Consider the following 14,322-nt stretch of genomic DNA (forward strand, 5'->3'; position numbering starts at 1 on the left):
TGTCTTTCAGGCGTGCCGACGCCGGATGCACAGAATGGCGCTTTCCATGACAAACCCCCCAGCCCCAACCACCGCGGACACTGCGGTGCTGAGCGACACCGCCCCGGCCAAAATGGTCAAAGACGCGTCGCTGCCGATGTACAAGCAGCTGTGCGACCAGCTGATCCTGGAAATCTCGACCCGCAAGCTGGCCCCGGGGCACCGCCTTCCCGGCGAGCATGGAATGTGCGAGCTCTACGGGGTTTCCCGCACCGTGGTCCGGCAGGCGCTCGGGCAGCTCGAGCACGACGGCGTGATCGAACGGGTCAAGGGCAAGGGCACTTTCGTGGCCCCGCGCAAGGTCTCCGAAAGCCTGGTCCATACCCTGCGGGGCCTCTACGCGGACGTGGAATCCCGCGGCGGCAGCGTCTACAGCGATGTGCGCCGGCAGGAGCTGGTCCCGGCCGACGACACGGTGGCCGAGGCGCTTCGGATCCCGGCGGGCGAACCCGTCGTCGTCCTTGAGCGGCTCCGCTACGTGGAGGACTCCCCGTGGTCGCTGACCACCACCTACCTTCCGGGCGGCATGGCCGAGATCGTGCTTGGGGCCGACTTGCGCAACCAGTCGCTTTACGCCTTGCTGGCCAGCAAGGGCATCCGGGCACACCACGGCATCCGCTCGGTCGAGGCCACGGTGGCGAACAGGACGCAGGCCGTGGCGCTGGGCATCGTGAAGGGCGCCCCGCTCATGCAGTTGCGGAGCATCGTCTACGACGCGGCGGACCGGCCGCTGGAATTCTTCGTGGCCCACCACCGCGGGGACCAGAGCCGTTTTGAGGTGGTCATCGACGCCGCCTCGGCCGGCTCCGGCACGGCCGGCTTCCACCGCGTCACCACCGGCTGAGCTCCGCGGGGCGAGCAGGCCCGCTTCACCTGATGATTCCCAAGGACCGGCCGGGCATGTAACCTGTAATTACAGGTTGCCGCTTCGGCAACGGATCATTTTTTGATTTTCAGGAGACTTCTGCCCGTGAGCGAGTTCATCGCACCCCCCGTTCCGCCCATGTCCATCCGCTTCGACGCGCAGGCAGGCACCTTGTCGCCGCAGGGCCCCGCGCTGGAACGCCGCATGTCGGACCTTGAAGGACTGTTCGCGGACAAGGACGCCTGGAACGAAGCCGTCGCCAACGGCAACCCCGTGGTCTACTCGGTGGTTTCCACGCCGGTTCCAGAAGCGGACCGGGAACTCCCGCAGTCCATCACCACGATCGAGCCCGGCACCACTGCCGGGGAGTTATGGATGACCAAGGGACACCAGCACCCGAACCACCAGGGCGAAATCTACCTGGGCATTTCCGGGCAGGGCGGGCTGCTGATGTTCGACGGCGAGAATACCTCCTGGGTGGACATGGCCCCCGGCGTGATCGGCTACATCCCGCCGGGCTGGGCGCACCGCAGCATCAATGTAGGCTCCGAGCCCTACAAGTTCCTCGCGGTCTACCCCGGCTGCGCGGGCCACGACTACGGCTGGGTCCTTGAATACGGCATGGGCCAGCGCGTCTACTCCGCGGAGTCCGGCCACGAGTTCGCACCCTTCTTCGCAGCACAGGCCTAGGACGGAAGGACCGGTCCCATGATCATCGCTCACGATCTCGGCACGACGGGCAACAAGGCATCCCTGCACGAGGCTGACGGAACCCTCCTGAAGGCCGTCACCATCGGCTACGAGCCGCACTTCGCTGCCGGCGGCCACGCCGAGCAGGACCCCGACGTCTGGTGGAACGCGGTGGTCCAGGCCACGCAAAAACTGCTGGCCGACACCGGCGTCGATCCGTCGTCGGTGCAGGGCCTGGTGGTCGGCGGGCAGATGATGGGGGCCGTGCTCCTCGACGGCAACTACGCGCCGGTCCGGCCCGCCCTGATCTGGGCCGACCACCGGAGCGTCGCCCAGTCCGACGAACTGGCCGGGGCCTTCGACGAGCAGGAGGCCTACGCCATGCTCGGCCACCGGATCAACCCCACCTATTCGCTGAGCAAGGTCATGTGGGTCCGGGACAACGAGCCGGAGGTCTTCAGCCGGGTCCGCCACGTCTGCCTTGCCAAGGACTACGTGGTGCACCGCCTCACCGGGCGGCTCGCGACGGACCACTCCGACGCCTCAGCCACGAACGCCTACGACCAGACCACCGGAACCTGGTCCGAGCGGATGCTGACCGCCGCCCGGATCGACCCGGCACTGTTTCCCAAAATCCTCAAGTCCACCGACGTCGTCGGCCCGCTCACCGCCGCCGCTGCGGCGGCCACCGGCCTGGGGACCGCGACATCGGTGGTGATGGGCGGCGGTGACGGCCCGGTCGCGGCCGTGGGCGCCGGCGTCGTCTCCGAGGACGACCAGGCGTACGTCTACCTTGGCTCCTCCTCGTGGGTTCAAATCGTCACGGCCGCGCCTCTGATCGACCCGCTCCGCCGGACCATGACGTTCGACCATGTCATCGACGGGAAGTACGTTCCGACCGCGACCATGCAGGCCGGCGGGGCGTCCCTCCAGTGGGCCGTCGGGCTATTCTCCGACCGCGGCGAGAAGGGCCGCTTTGACCGGCTCATTGCCGAAGCGGCCGGGGCAACCGCGAGCGAGTCGGGGCTGTACTTCCTGCCGCACCTGCTCGGCGAGCGCTCCCCCTACTGGAACCCCCAGGCGGCCGGCGCTTTCGTCGGCCTCGAGATGCACCACAGCCGTGCGAACATGATCCGCTCCGTCCTTGAGTGTGTGGCCTTCAACCTGGGGACGTGCGTCAACGCCTTCAACGACGCCGGGGCGGCCATCAGCCGCATCGACGCCATTGGCGGCGGTGCGGCCAGCGACACCTGGCTGCAGATCATGGCCGACGTCTGGGGCGTAACTGTCCGGCGCCGGAGCATCGTCGAAGAGGCCAACAGCCTCGGCGCCGCGGTGACCGCCAGCGTGGGACTCGGACTCGTGGACGACTTCAGCGTCGCCCGGGGTTTGTCCCGGGTGACGGCCGAGTTCCAGCCCGACCGCGAAGCGCACGAGCGCTACACGGCCGGCCACCAGATATTTCTCGACGCCTACGGCCAACTGGAACCGTGGTTCCCCACCCGCCGGGGGAAGCACTGATGCCGGTCATCCTCGTCACCTCCCGCTCCTTCTCCTCCGGCGAACAAGATCTGGTCTCCCGCCTGGAAAGTCGCGGCCACACCGTTCGGCGTGGCCGCGCGGACCACTCCTTGGACGCCATCGGCGCCGATCTGGCGGTGGCGGACGGGTGGATCGCCGGAACCGGCGAGGTCACTGCGGCCCACCTGGACGCGGCCCCGCGGCTGAAGGTCCTGGCCCGCTACGGGGTGGGTTTCGAAGCCGTGGACGTCGGGGCCGCAGCCGAGCGGGGCGTGGTGGTCACGAACACCCCCGGCGCCAATTCCAATGCCGTCGCCGAGCACGCCCTGGCTCTCATGCTCGCGGTCCTGCGCACCGTACCGGAGGGCGACCGCCGGGTGCGGAACCGGGACTGGTCGGTCATCCGGGGCCGCGAACTGGGCTCGCTGACCGTGGGCCTGGTGGGCTTCGGCCGGATCGGGCAGATCGTGGCCCGCCTGCTCTCCGGATTCGGTTCCACCGTGTACGCCTCGGACCCGTTTATGGGACCCCAGCTGATCCGGAGCCTCGGTGCCGAACCGCTGGACCTGGCGGAGCTCTCGGCCACCTGCGACGTGATCTCCTTGCACGCCCCGGGTGGCCAGCAGCTCATCGACGCGGCCTGGCTGGCCGGCGCGGCGAAACCGCTCGTCCTGGTCAACACCGCCCGCCCGGAACTCGTGGATGAGGAGGCGGTCGCCGAGGCCCTGCGCACCGGACTGCTCGCCGCCTTCGCCGCGGACACCCTGCGCGGAGACACAAGCGGGCAGGACTCCCCCGTGCTCGATCCGCAGCTCGCGGCCCGGGTGGTCATCACACCGCACTTCGGCGCGCAGACTGTCCAGGCCGTCGACGGCATGGGATCCATCGCCATGGACAACCTGCTTGCCGTCTTGGAAGGGCGGACGCCGCCCAACCCCGTCAGCCCGACTCCAATGAAAGTGAACTAATGGCCGACCTTCTTAAGCTCAGGCAGGCCGGGATTCTCGCCGTCGTGCGCGCCCCAAGCACCGAGAGCGCCATCCGCGGCGCCGCCGCCCTCCTGGAAGGGGGCGTGACCGGACTGGAGATCACCTACTCCACCCCCGACGCCCCCGCCGTCATCCGGGCCCTGCGGGCCGAATACGGCGACAAGGTCTACCTTGGCGCCGGCACCGTGCTCACCCGAGGTCAGGCCGAGGACGCCGTCGACGCCGGTGCGGAGTTCCTGGTCAGCCCCGGGACCGTCGCCGAGACCGTCACGGCAATGAAGTCCACCGGATCCCTCGTTATGGCCGGCGCCCTCACGCCCACCGAAGTTCTTACCGCGGTGGGCCTCGGCGCCGACGTCGTCAAGATCTTCCCTGCCTCGCTCGGCGGACCCTCCTATTTCCGGGCGCTCCGCGGCCCGCTGCCGGACGTTCCCCTGATGCCCACCGGAGGGGTCACCCCCGGCAACATCGGTGAGTGGTTCGACGCCGGAGCCGTCGCCGTGGGGGCCGGCGGCGACCTCTGCTCCACCGCAGACCTCGCTGCCGGACGCTATGACGTGGTCCGCGAGAAGGCCCTCAACTTCAGCGCCGCCTTGGAAAGGACGCTTGCATGAACGGCTACATGGGATTTGTCGGTGTGACCACCTCGGGGTCCTCGATCATGAAGATCTTTCCGGAGTGGGCGCGGATCCTCCAGCTGCCCACCGACCGGCTCACCGGCCACGACCTCCCCCTGGGGGCCAGCCGGGAACAGTACCGGGAGCTCGTCACCCGGATCCGCGACGACAAGGACCACCGTGGCGCCCTAGTCACCACCCACAAGATGGACCTGTACCAGTCCGCCCAGGACCTTTTCGACGAGGTTGACGAGTTCGGCCGGCTCTGCGGGGAGATCTCCAGCATCTCCAAACGGGACGGGCGGCTGATCGGACACGCCAAGGACCCCATCACCGCCGGCCTGGCGCTCGGGGAATTCCTGCCGCCGGGCCACTTCAAGGAGACCGGCGCCCACGTCATCTGCCTGGGCGCCGGCGGCGCCGGAACCGCCCTGAGCTGGTGCCTGGCCGGGCACGCCGACGCGCCGGAGAGGATTGTCTGCACCGACACCAGCCCGGTCCGCCTCCAGCACCTCGCCGACGTCCACGCCCGGGGCCAGCTCCCCGCCGGCCTCTTCGACTACCGGCTGATCGAGGGCCCCGAAGACACCGCGCGGGTGATGGCCGAAGCCCCGGCCGGCAGCCTCGTGGTCAACGCCAGCGGCCTCGGCAAGGACCGGCCGGGATCCCCCCTCCCGGTCGGCGTCGACTTCCCCCGGGACGCGATCGTGTGGGAGTTCAACTACCGCGGCTCCCTCGAGTTCCTCGCCCAGGCCCGCGAACAGGCGGAACGGCGCCAGCTGACCGTCGTAGACGGCTGGCGCTACTTCATCCACGGCTGGAGCCAGGTCATCGCCGAGGTGTTCGACGTCGAACTCACCGACCAACTGCTGGACCAGCTGGCCGAAGCCGCAGCCAGCGCAAGATGAACTTCGTCCGCACCGTCCTCGGCGACATCGAACCGGCGTCGCTCGGGCCGACGAACTACCACGAGCACCTGTTCCAGTCCTCTCCCCTGTTGCCCGGGGACGAGCTGGACGACGAGACGTTGTCCGGCCGGGAAGCAGCCCTGCTGCGCGGAGCCGGCATGGCGGCGATGGTGGAGGCGACCCCGCTCGGGCTGGGGCGCAATCCCGCGGCGACGGCACGCATCGCCACCGCCGCCGGGCTGCACATTGTCGCCACCACGGGTGCCCACCGGGAGGCACACTACCCCGAAGGGCACTGGTTGCGCGGGGAACGGGAAGACGATCTAGCCCGGCGGTTCACCATTGAGCTCACGGCCGGCTGCGGATCACCCGACGAATCCGCGGAGCCATCGGCGGACTCTTCCGGGCCAGAGGCCGGCGCGCCCGTCTCCGGCCAGGCGCCGATGCGCGCGGGGCTACTGAAGGCCGGGATCGGCTACTGGTCCATCACGGCCTTCGAACGCCGCGTGCTGGCGGCCGTGGCGGTGGCCCACGCCGTCACCGGCGCCCCGGTCATGGTCCACCTGGAGTTCTGCACGGCAGCGCACAAACTGCTCGACCTCCTGGCCGCCGCCGGGGTCCCGGAGTCCCGAGTGGTCCTGGCCCACGCCGACCGGAACCCCGACGCCGGGCTGCACCTCGAGCTGGCCTCCCGTGGCGCCTACCTGGGCTACGACGGCATGGCCCGGCCCAAGGGCCGCACGGACGCAGAGATCATCACCCTCGCCGAGCAGGTCATCGCCGGCGGCGGCGGAAGCCGCCTGCTCCTAGGCGGCGACGTCGCCCGGCGCACCCGGTACGTCTCCTATGGCGGGATGCCCGGCCTGGCCTACCTCTCCGAGCGCTTCGTTCCGCGGCTCGCGGACCGCGTCGGCGCTGCCGCGGTGGACCGGATCCTGGTCGGCAACGCCGCCCGGGTGCTGCAGTGGCGCACCGGCCCCGAGCCCGACTAGGCAACGCCGGCCCTCCGGCCGGCCGCAGCACCCACAGAGAGAGGCCCCGGACGGATCCGGGGCCTCTCTCTGTGTCTCCCAGCCAGGCGCAGCGGCCGCTGCTTACTCGTGGAGCAGCTTACTGGTAAAGCACGGCTGCGATCTTGGCGTCGTCCATGTTTTTCTTGTCGTACCAGTAGAACGGGGTGTCGGTAACCTTCGCCATGGACTTGCCCTTGGAGGCGTCAATCGCGGCCTGCACCGTGGCGGCACCCATGCCGATCGGATCCTGCGTAATGGCGCCTGCCATCAGACCGCTGCGGATCGCGTCGAGCTGGGCCTTGCCGGAGTCGAAGCCGATGACGGTGAGCTTGCCCGGCTTGAGGCCGAGTTCGGTGACGGCGTTGACGATGCCGACGGCCGATCCCTCATTGGTGCCGTAGAGGCCCTTGAGGTTCGGGTGGCCCTGGATCATCGCCTTGGCGATGTCCGCGGACTTCAGGTGGTCACCGTCGCCGTACTGGACGTCGACAACCTTTATGTCCGGATACTTGGCCTTCATCTCGTTCAGGAAGCCGTCGCGGCGTTCCACGCCGGTGCTGTTGATCTGGCTGTGGCCGACGACGGCGATCTCGCCGCTCTTGCCGATCAGTTCAGCCATGTGGTCGGCCGCCATAGCGCCGGCATCCATGCTGTTGGTCTTGGCCAGGTTGACCGGGTAGTCGCTCTTGCAGCCGGCGTCGAACTGGACCACGGGGATGTTGGCTGCCTTGGCCTGCTCAATCGCCGGGACACAGGCCTCCGGGTCCAGTGCGGCGTAGGCGATCGCCGTCGGCTTCTTGTCGATGGCCGCCTGGAGCATCTGCAGCTGCGAATCGACTTCGGTTTCGGCAGCCGGGCCCTCGAAGGTGATCTTGACGTTAAGTTCCTTGGCCTTATCCTCGGCACCCTTCTTCACAGCCTGCCAGAACTGGTGCTGGAAGCCCTTGGAAATCATGGCCACGTACGGGGTACCGCCATCGCCCCCGCCGCTGGGGGTTGCGCTGCCGGAGCCGCCGCAGGCGGTCAAGGAAAGAGCTGCGGCGAGGACGCCCGCCGCGAGGGTCTTTTTACCGAGTTTCATGTAGATCTCCATCCAGTGAGCGGGCCGGCAACATTGCGGGCCCTTGATCATTGTTGTTGGTTTCGAAGGTTAAGTACAGGTAGATACATGTTGTTTTTGGAACTAATTTACTTCGCCCGGTCGCCGGCCTGGTGGGCTGCGGCGGGCCCCCGCCTAGGCCTCCCGGCGGCGGCGCAGCGAGTCGGTGAACACGGCGACGAGGATCACGATGCCGACCACGACGGTCTGCCACTCGGTCTGCACCGACATGATGCGCAGGCCGTTGATCAGCACGCTCATGATGAGGGCGCCGATGAGGGTGCCGAGGACCGAGCCCCGGCCGCCGAGGAGGGAGGTTCCACCGATGATGACGGCTGCGATGGCCTGCAGTTCGTAGCCGGATCCCAGCTGCGGCTGCGCGGAGTCGAGGCGGGCGGCGATGACGACGCCGGCCACGCCGGTGAAGATGCCCGCGACCGTGTAGACGAGGATCTTCCACTTGCCGGTGTTGACGCCGGAAATCTTGGTGGCTTCTTCGTTGCTGCCGATCGCGAAGATGTAGCGGCCCAGCAGGGTCTTGCCAAGCACCAGGTACGCCGCGATGCCGGCCAGGACCAGGATCAAGACGGCGTTGGGCAGCCCCGGGATGAACTGGCCGAGGGCGATGTCCTTGAAGCCCTGCACCTTGCTGAAGTAGATCGGCCGTACGCCCGAGAGGACCAGGGCAAGGCCCTGGGCGATCAGCATCATGGCCAGGGTGGCGATGAACGGCGGAAGCTTCAGGATGGAAACATTCAGTCCGTTGATCAGGCCCATCAAGGCACCCGTCGCGATGCCGCCCACCACGCCGACGTACAGGGGGAGCTGCAGGTTCACCAGCAACAGGCCAGTGACCACCGAGCACAGCGTCATGCCCGTTCCGATCGAGAGGTCGATTCCGGAAGTAATGATCACGAGTGTGGTGCCGAACGCCAGGATGCCGATCACCGCGGTGGACAGCAGGATTCCGGAGATGTTCGTCCACGTGAAGAAGTTGCCGCTGGCCAAGGAGAAGAAGGCAAGCAGGACGATCAGGGTTCCGAAGGCCAGCGACTGCTGCAGCCGCTGGCGCAGGAAGGATCCCCTGGGTGAGTCGCGCTTGATCGCGCCCATGGGCGCCTCCGTGCGCGGTTCAGACTTTACTTCGCTCATTTTTCCGCTCCCTGCTGCTCCACACGTGTGGCGTAGTCCATGATTGTTGCTTGATCAGCACCGTCGCTGTCGATTTCCCCGGTGATGCGGCCTCCGGCCATGACCATGATCCGGTGGGAAAGCCGGAGGACCTCCGGCAGTTCCGAGGAGATCATGATGATCGACTTGCCCCGCGCCACCAGGTCGTTGAGCAACCGGTAGATTTCTTCCTTCGCACCGACGTCGATGCCGCGCGTCGGCTCATCGAAGATGAGGATGTCGCAGTCGCGGGCCAGCCATTTGGCGATGACGACCTTCTGCTGGTTGCCGCCCGAGAGGTTCTTCGTGGTCGCAAACATCGACGGCGTCTTGATCCGGAGCGAGTCAATGTACTTCTGCGAGGTGCCCTTGCCCGAACCCGACTTCATGAACCCGACGGGATTCGTGTAGTTGCCCAGCGAGGACAGCAGGATGTTGGTGTTCACGTCCCGGTCCAGCAGCAGGCCCAGGCTCTTGCGGTCCTCGGACAGGTAGCCGATCCCGTGCTTGACGGCGTCGGCGGGCTGGCCGATCTTGACTTCCTTGCCGTTGACGAAGATCCGCCCCTCGGTCATCCGGTCCGCGCCGATGATGGCCCGGGCCAGTTCGGTCCGGCCCGCGCCCATCAGTCCGGAGAATCCCAGGATCTCGCCGCGCCGCAGTTCGAAGCTGACATCCTTGAGCAGTTTCCGGGTGCTGAGGTTTTCCACCCGCAGAACGACGTCGTCCACGTTGTCCCGGCGGACGTTCTCCGGTCGGGCGTTCTCGTCGATCTCCCGGCCGACCATCAGCTTGATCACTTCGTGCTGGCTGGCCGTGGCGGTGTCCATGGTCGCGATGTATTTCCCGTCGCGCAGGATGGTGATGCGGTCGGTGATCCGCTTCAACTCCTCCATCCGGTGCGAAATGTAAATCACGCCGACGCCGCGGTCGCGGAGGTCCCCGATCAGGCGGAACAGGGTCTCGGTTTCCGAGCTGGTGAGGGCCGACGTCGGTTCGTCCATGATGACGACCTTCGCGTCGAAGGACAGCGCCTTGGCGATCTCCACCATCTGCTGCTTCGCGACGGTGAGGTTCTCGACCAGGTCGGTCGGGGCGAATTCCTTGATCCCAAGCCGGCTAAGCAGTTCGGCGGTCTGCCGGTTCAGCTTCTTTTCGTCCAGCAGGAGGCCGCCGAGGCGCCGCGGCTCGCGGCCGATGTAGATGTTCTGTGCCACCGTGAGGTGGGACATCAGGTTCATTTCCTGATGGACGATGATGATGCCGAGTTCCTGGGCATGGCGCGGGCCGTCGATCTGAACCGGAACGCCTTCGAGGTAGATGGTCCCGGCATCCTTTTGGTAGATGCCGGACAGGATCTTCATCAGGCTGGACTTTCCCGCGCCGTTCTCGCCGACGAGGGCAATAACCTCGCCCTTATGGACGTCGAAGTGGACATCACTCAGAGCCTGGACGCCGGGAAAGCTTTTGCTGATCCCTTCGACCTTCAGTAGTGGTTCACCCACTGTCTCACCTACTTCTTCGGAGATAACGCTGGCGCCTTGCGGCCGGTACTCGGTGGATTTCGGGCGACGGCCGGCAACACTGTCGACCCTCAACTTGTATCTCGATGTATCTATCCTTGGTCCATAACTAGAGTAAGGTCAAATATGACCTAAAACACACCCTTTGGTCGGATGTTTAGAAATCGTTATGGGAGAAACATATGATGATTGGCTGCCACAGCCTAGTCTGGAACGGCTCGCTGGACCCGATTTCTTTCGCGGAGTCAGCACGGATGACATCCGAGGCCGGCTTCGACTTACTGGAAATCCCGCTCATGGACCCCTGGTCCTTCGACCCGAAGCAGGCCTCCCGCTCCCTCAAGGAACAGGGGCTGGCCGCCACCGCATCGCTGGGCCTGACGGCGCAGACCGACCTCAGCAGCGAGGATCCGTCCGTGGTCGCCAGGGGCGAAGAGACCCTTAACAAGTGCCTGGAGATCGTGCACGATCTAGAAGCGGACTACCTGTGCGGTGTGATCTACAGTGCCATGCAGAAGTATTCCAGACCCGCCACTGAAGCAGGCCGGCGCAACAGCGCCGAGGCCTTGCGGCGGCTCGCGGAGCGCGCCGCCGGACTCGGCATCCGCCTCGGTCTGGAAGTAGTGAACCGTTACGAGAGCAACTTGCTCAACACCGGCAGGCAGGCCCTGGGGTTCATCGAGGAGATCGGCCACCCCAATGTCTACCTGCACCTGGACACTTACCACATGAACATCGAGGAGCCGGACCTGCTGAGCCCGGTGCTGGCGGCAGGTGACAAGCTGGGCTACGTGCACATCGGCGAGAGCCACCGCGGCTACCTCGGCTCCGGCAGCGTGGACTTCGGCGCCTTCTTCCGCGGCCTCGCCCTCGCCGGCTACGACGGACCCGTGGTCTTCGAATCCTTCTCCTCCGCCGTGGTGGACGACCACCTGAGTAACACCCTGGGCGTGTGGCGCAACCTGTGGGACGATTCGGCCGACCTGGGCGCCCACGCCAACGACTTCATCCGGAGCCAGTTGGCGTCGGTCGCCTCCATCGAAAAGCACTAAACATCTGATCTATAAGGACTGACATATGACAAACGACAGCGGACACGGCCGAGAAGGCGTCATCATCGTCGGCAGCATCACTGCGGACGTCACGACTTTTTCCAAACGACTGCCCAAAAGAGGGGAAACCATCCTCGGCGAGGAGTTCACCCTGCTGCTGGGAGGCAAGGGAGCCAACCAGGCCGTCGCGAGCGGCCTCGCCGGCGCACCCTCCTTCATGGTGGGGTGCGTGGGCAACGACCTCTTCCGGCCGCTGGTCACGGGAGGGCTGGAGGACCACGGCGTCGACACCAGCGAGCTGCGTGTGGTCGAGGCTCCCACCGGAATCGCCCACATCAGGGTGGACGACTCCGGCGAAAACGACATTGTGATGGTGCCGCTCGCCAATGACTATCTGGGGCCGGAACAGATCACCGCCGCAATCACCCGGCTGGCGGCCCGGGCGTCGGTGCTGCTGACCCAGCTGGAGATCCCCCGGGAAGCGGCCGCGCACGCGGTCCGGGCGGCCCGGGCGGCCGGGCTGACGGTCATCCTGGACCCGGCGCCGGCCGCCGCGCTGGACCAGCAGACCTGGGCGAGCGTGGACTTCGTGACCCCCAACGAGACCGAGGCGAGCCTGATCACCGGGATTCCGGTCACGGACCAGGCCAGCGCCATCCGCGCCGGGGAGTGGTTCCTGGCCCAGGGAACCGGAGGCGCCATTATCACTCTCGCCTCCGCCGGCGCGGTCCTGGTCACCGCCGAACGGCAGGCCGCCTTCGAGTCCTTCCCCGTTACTGCGGTGGACACCACGGCCGCCGGGGACGCGTTCTCCGGCTACCTTGGCGCCTCGCTTGCCGCCGGCCTGCCCATTGACGACGCGATCCGGCGCGCCATGGCGGCCGGGGCACTGGCAGTGACCAAGAAGGGGGCGTCACCCAGCCTGCCCTCTGCGGCAGATGTCGAGCTGTTCCTTTCCGACAACGTCCCGAGCTACTAGGAGTACCCGCATGAGAAAGAACCAAGGAATCCTGAACGGGCAGCTGTCGCGCATAGTTTCAGAAACCGGCCACACGGACACTCTGGTGGTCACCGACGCGGGCCTGCCCATCCCGGCCGGCGTCGAGCGCGTGGATCTGGCCTACTTCCCCTCCGAACCGCCCTTCCTCAACGTCCTCGATGCCGTGCTGGCGGAAGTGGTGATCGAGGGTGCGACCCTGGCCGAGGAGCTCCGCGAGGCGAGCCCGGCGATGCTGGCGCAGGTCCTGGAACGCCTCGAAACGGCGGGCGTCGTGCCGGAGTTCGTGCCGCACACCGAGTTCAAGGAACAGACGTCCGGAGCCCGCGCGGCCGTGCGCTCGGGCGAGTTCACCCCTTACGCAAACGTGATCCTGCATGCCGGCGTTGCCTACGGCCCGGGCCAGGACTAGGGGGGCCATGCACTTCTACTTGGACACGGCCACGCGGGCCGAGGCCGAACCGCTCTTGCGCAGCGGCCTGTTCGCGGGACTGACCACGAACCCCAGCATCCTCGCCGGCGCGGGGGTGGTGAACCGACAGATCCCCGAGCTGGTCGACTGGGCGGGGGCGGCCGGTGCCGGCACGGTATTCGTCCAGGCCTGGGGTTCCACCCTGGCCGAACTGGAGGACCGCGGCGACTGGATCCACTCGCTCGGCGACCACCTCGTGGTGAAGGTTCCCGCTACCGCAGAGGGCGTCGCGGCGGCCAGGGCGCTGGCGGTCCGGGGCGTGCGGGTGCTGGTCACGGCCGTCTATGCGCGGGAACAGGCGCTGCCCGCCATGGCCGCCGGCGCAGAGTTCCTGGCCCCGTACCTCGGCCGAATGAACGACGCCGGCCGCGACGGGACCGGAGAGATCGCCGCCATCCAGCAGTGCATCACCGCCGGAGCCTCGCCGCTGAAGCTCTTGGTGGCAAGCCTGCGCGAGACGGCCCAGATCTCGGCGCTGGCGCAGCTGGGGGTCTCCCATTTCACTTTCGGCCCGGCCACGTGGCATAAGTTCTTTGCCGACCCGCTGACGGCCGCCGCGGTGGAGGTTTTCGAAGCCGAATCCGCGCGGATGGAGGGGGGCGGCTAGGACCCGGGCTGTTGCGGTTGGGCCGGCAGGGAGCGCTTGAGCCAGTGCTCGACGCCGCTGACGTGGACGATCGTCAGCGCCCGGGCCAGATCGGCATCGTGGTTCGCCAGCGCGTCCGCGATCGCCAGGTGTTCTGCGAGGGTCCGGGGGACGGCGTCCTGCTCCGTGAGTGCGCGCCACACTCGGGCCCGCACAGTGCGGCTGTTGAGGCCGGACAGCAGGCTCGCCAGGTAGGAGTTGCCCGAGGCCTCGGCTATCAGCGCATGGAAGTTCAGGTCGTGTTCGACGAGGTTTTCCGCAGACTCGACGTCGACGTCGTCGATCTCCTTGTGCAGCAGCGCCAACTGCTCCGGCGAGATCGCCTGCGCCGCGAGCGAGGCCGCCGAGGCTTCCAGGATCCGCCGCACCTCAAGCAGTTCCAGGACCGAGGAGTCACGGCTGAGGTCGACCATGAACGCCACGGATTCCTTCAGCAGGGCCGGCTCGAGGCTCGTGACATAGGTCCCGTCACCGCGCCTGACATCCAGCACCCTGATGGTTTCGAGGGCCTTCACAGCTTCCCGCAGGGAACTGCGGGAGAGCCCCAGCTTTTCACTCAGTTCATTTTCCGGAGGGAGTTTGTCACCGGGCGACAACTCGCCGGTGAGAATCATGTCCTTAATTCTAGCGATCGCATCATCCGTTAGGGCCATTGGCCCAGCATAGTTCACCGCCGGAACGACCCGATGCCGCCAATCCGGACCGGTCACAGAGGCAAGGA

15 protein-coding genes are annotated in these 14,322 nt (G+C 67.0%); 11 read left to right on the forward strand and 4 right to left on the reverse strand.

The window, feature by feature from the left end:
- Positions 1-46: 46 nt before the first annotated feature.
- From ABLI39_RS02380 to ABLI39_RS02410, 7 genes are all read left to right on the forward strand, one after another.
- Positions 47-883: a GntR family transcriptional regulator gene (locus tag ABLI39_RS02380; RefSeq protein ID WP_349411770.1), complete on the forward strand. Its 837-nt coding sequence runs from the start codon at positions 47-49 to the stop codon at positions 881-883.
- A gap of 126 nt (positions 884-1,009) precedes the next feature.
- Complete coding sequence (locus ABLI39_RS02385) at positions 1,010-1,594, forward strand: glucose-6-phosphate isomerase family protein (RefSeq protein ID WP_349411771.1); 585 nt, start codon at positions 1,010-1,012, stop codon at positions 1,592-1,594.
- 18 nt (positions 1,595-1,612) lie between these two features.
- On the forward strand, positions 1,613-3,115 hold the full coding sequence (locus ABLI39_RS02390) for a xylulokinase (protein ID WP_349411772.1): 1,503 nt from the start codon (positions 1,613-1,615) through the stop codon (positions 3,113-3,115).
- The gene (locus tag ABLI39_RS02395) at positions 3,115-4,083 is read left to right on the forward strand and encodes an NAD(P)-dependent oxidoreductase (RefSeq protein WP_349411773.1); all 969 of its coding nucleotides are present in this window, start codon (positions 3,115-3,117) and stop codon (positions 4,081-4,083) included. The genes ABLI39_RS02390 and ABLI39_RS02395 overlap by 1 nt, the downstream gene beginning before the upstream one ends.
- The gene (locus ABLI39_RS02400; RefSeq protein WP_349411774.1) at positions 4,083-4,718 is read left to right on the forward strand and encodes a bifunctional 4-hydroxy-2-oxoglutarate aldolase/2-dehydro-3-deoxy-phosphogluconate aldolase; all 636 of its coding nucleotides are present in this window, start codon (positions 4,083-4,085) and stop codon (positions 4,716-4,718) included. Before ABLI39_RS02395 ends, ABLI39_RS02400 begins: the two co-directional genes overlap by 1 nt.
- Positions 4,715-5,629: a shikimate dehydrogenase family protein gene (locus ABLI39_RS02405; protein WP_349411775.1), complete on the forward strand. Its 915-nt coding sequence runs from the start codon at positions 4,715-4,717 to the stop codon at positions 5,627-5,629. Before ABLI39_RS02400 ends, ABLI39_RS02405 begins: the two co-directional genes overlap by 4 nt.
- Positions 5,626-6,621 carry a phosphotriesterase family protein gene (locus tag ABLI39_RS02410; protein WP_349411776.1) on the forward strand — a complete coding sequence of 332 codons (996 nt, stop codon included), beginning with the start codon at positions 5,626-5,628 and terminating at the stop codon, positions 6,619-6,621. Before ABLI39_RS02405 ends, ABLI39_RS02410 begins: the two co-directional genes overlap by 4 nt.
- Positions 6,622-6,739: 118 nt before the next feature.
- Here ABLI39_RS02410 and ABLI39_RS02415 read toward each other — a convergent pair whose 3' ends face one another.
- The 3 genes from ABLI39_RS02415 to ABLI39_RS02425 all read right to left on the reverse strand — a co-directional run bounded on the left by ABLI39_RS02415 (position 6,740) and on the right by ABLI39_RS02425 (position 10,416).
- Positions 6,740-7,723 carry an ABC transporter substrate-binding protein gene (locus ABLI39_RS02415; RefSeq protein ID WP_349411777.1) on the reverse strand — a complete coding sequence of 328 codons (984 nt, stop codon included), beginning with the start codon at positions 7,721-7,723 and terminating at the stop codon, positions 6,740-6,742.
- Between the two features lie 153 nt (positions 7,724-7,876).
- Entirely contained in the window at positions 7,877-8,893 is a 1,017-nt protein-coding gene (locus ABLI39_RS02420; protein WP_349411778.1) for an ABC transporter permease, read from the reverse strand.
- Complete coding sequence (locus tag ABLI39_RS02425; protein ID WP_349411779.1) at positions 8,890-10,416, reverse strand: sugar ABC transporter ATP-binding protein; 1,527 nt, start codon at positions 10,414-10,416, stop codon at positions 8,890-8,892. The genes ABLI39_RS02420 and ABLI39_RS02425 overlap by 4 nt, the downstream gene beginning before the upstream one ends.
- A gap of 272 nt (positions 10,417-10,688) precedes the next feature.
- Here ABLI39_RS02425 and ABLI39_RS02430 point away from each other — a divergent pair, with 272 nt between their 5' ends.
- The 4 genes from ABLI39_RS02430 to ABLI39_RS02445 are packed head-to-tail and all read left to right on the forward strand — an operon-like array spanning position 10,689 to position 13,562.
- Entirely contained in the window at positions 10,689-11,486 is a 798-nt protein-coding gene (locus ABLI39_RS02430) for a sugar phosphate isomerase/epimerase family protein (RefSeq protein WP_349411780.1), read from the forward strand.
- A gap of 25 nt (positions 11,487-11,511) precedes the next feature.
- Positions 11,512-12,465: a ribokinase gene (locus tag ABLI39_RS02435; RefSeq protein WP_349411781.1), complete on the forward strand. Its 954-nt coding sequence runs from the start codon at positions 11,512-11,514 to the stop codon at positions 12,463-12,465.
- A 10-nt stretch (positions 12,466-12,475) separates the two neighbouring features.
- Entirely contained in the window at positions 12,476-12,895 is a 420-nt protein-coding gene (gene rbsD, locus ABLI39_RS02440) for a D-ribose pyranase (protein WP_349411782.1), read from the forward strand.
- A 7-nt stretch (positions 12,896-12,902) separates the two neighbouring features.
- Complete coding sequence (locus tag ABLI39_RS02445) at positions 12,903-13,562, forward strand: transaldolase family protein (protein ID WP_349411783.1); 660 nt, start codon at positions 12,903-12,905, stop codon at positions 13,560-13,562.
- Here the strand turns inward: ABLI39_RS02445 and ABLI39_RS02450 are convergent.
- The gene (locus ABLI39_RS02450) at positions 13,559-14,254 is read right to left on the reverse strand and encodes a FadR/GntR family transcriptional regulator (RefSeq protein ID WP_349411784.1); all 696 of its coding nucleotides are present in this window, start codon (positions 14,252-14,254) and stop codon (positions 13,559-13,561) included. The two genes, ABLI39_RS02445 and ABLI39_RS02450, sit on opposite strands and share 4 nt — an antisense overlap.
- Positions 14,255-14,322 lie beyond the last annotated feature (68 nt).

It is taken from the genome of Pseudarthrobacter sp. B907, assembly GCF_040137805.1.
GTDB lineage: Bacteria > Actinomycetota > Actinomycetes > Actinomycetales > Micrococcaceae > Arthrobacter.

Bases quoted from the DNA above. Each gene is read 5' to 3' on its own strand.
- ABLI39_RS02405 (WP_349411775.1), top strand. From the start codon at position 4,715: ATGAACGGCTACATGGGATTTGTCGGTGTGACCACCTCGGGGTCCTCG.
- ABLI39_RS02420 (WP_349411778.1), bottom strand. From the start codon at position 8,893: ATGAGCGAAGTAAAGTCTGAACCGCGCACGGAGGCGCCCATGGGCGCG.
- ABLI39_RS02395 (WP_349411773.1), top strand. From the start codon at position 3,115: ATGCCGGTCATCCTCGTCACCTCCCGCTCCTTCTCCTCCGGCGAACAA.
- ABLI39_RS02400 (WP_349411774.1), top strand. From the start codon at position 4,083: ATGGCCGACCTTCTTAAGCTCAGGCAGGCCGGGATTCTCGCCGTCGTG.
- ABLI39_RS02450 (WP_349411784.1), bottom strand. From the start codon at position 14,254: ATGGCCCTAACGGATGATGCGATCGCTAGAATTAAGGACATGATTCTC.
- ABLI39_RS02445 (WP_349411783.1), top strand. From the start codon at position 12,903: ATGCACTTCTACTTGGACACGGCCACGCGGGCCGAGGCCGAACCGCTC.
- ABLI39_RS02430 (WP_349411780.1), top strand. From the start codon at position 10,689: ATGACATCCGAGGCCGGCTTCGACTTACTGGAAATCCCGCTCATGGAC.
- ABLI39_RS02390 (WP_349411772.1), top strand. From the start codon at position 1,613: ATGATCATCGCTCACGATCTCGGCACGACGGGCAACAAGGCATCCCTG.
- ABLI39_RS02410 (WP_349411776.1), top strand. From the start codon at position 5,626: ATGAACTTCGTCCGCACCGTCCTCGGCGACATCGAACCGGCGTCGCTC.
- rbsD (WP_349411782.1), top strand. From the start codon at position 12,476: ATGAGAAAGAACCAAGGAATCCTGAACGGGCAGCTGTCGCGCATAGTT.
- ABLI39_RS02415 (WP_349411777.1), bottom strand. From the start codon at position 7,723: ATGAAACTCGGTAAAAAGACCCTCGCGGCGGGCGTCCTCGCCGCAGCT.
- ABLI39_RS02435 (WP_349411781.1), top strand. From the start codon at position 11,512: ATGACAAACGACAGCGGACACGGCCGAGAAGGCGTCATCATCGTCGGC.
- ABLI39_RS02380 (WP_349411770.1), top strand. From the start codon at position 47: ATGACAAACCCCCCAGCCCCAACCACCGCGGACACTGCGGTGCTGAGC.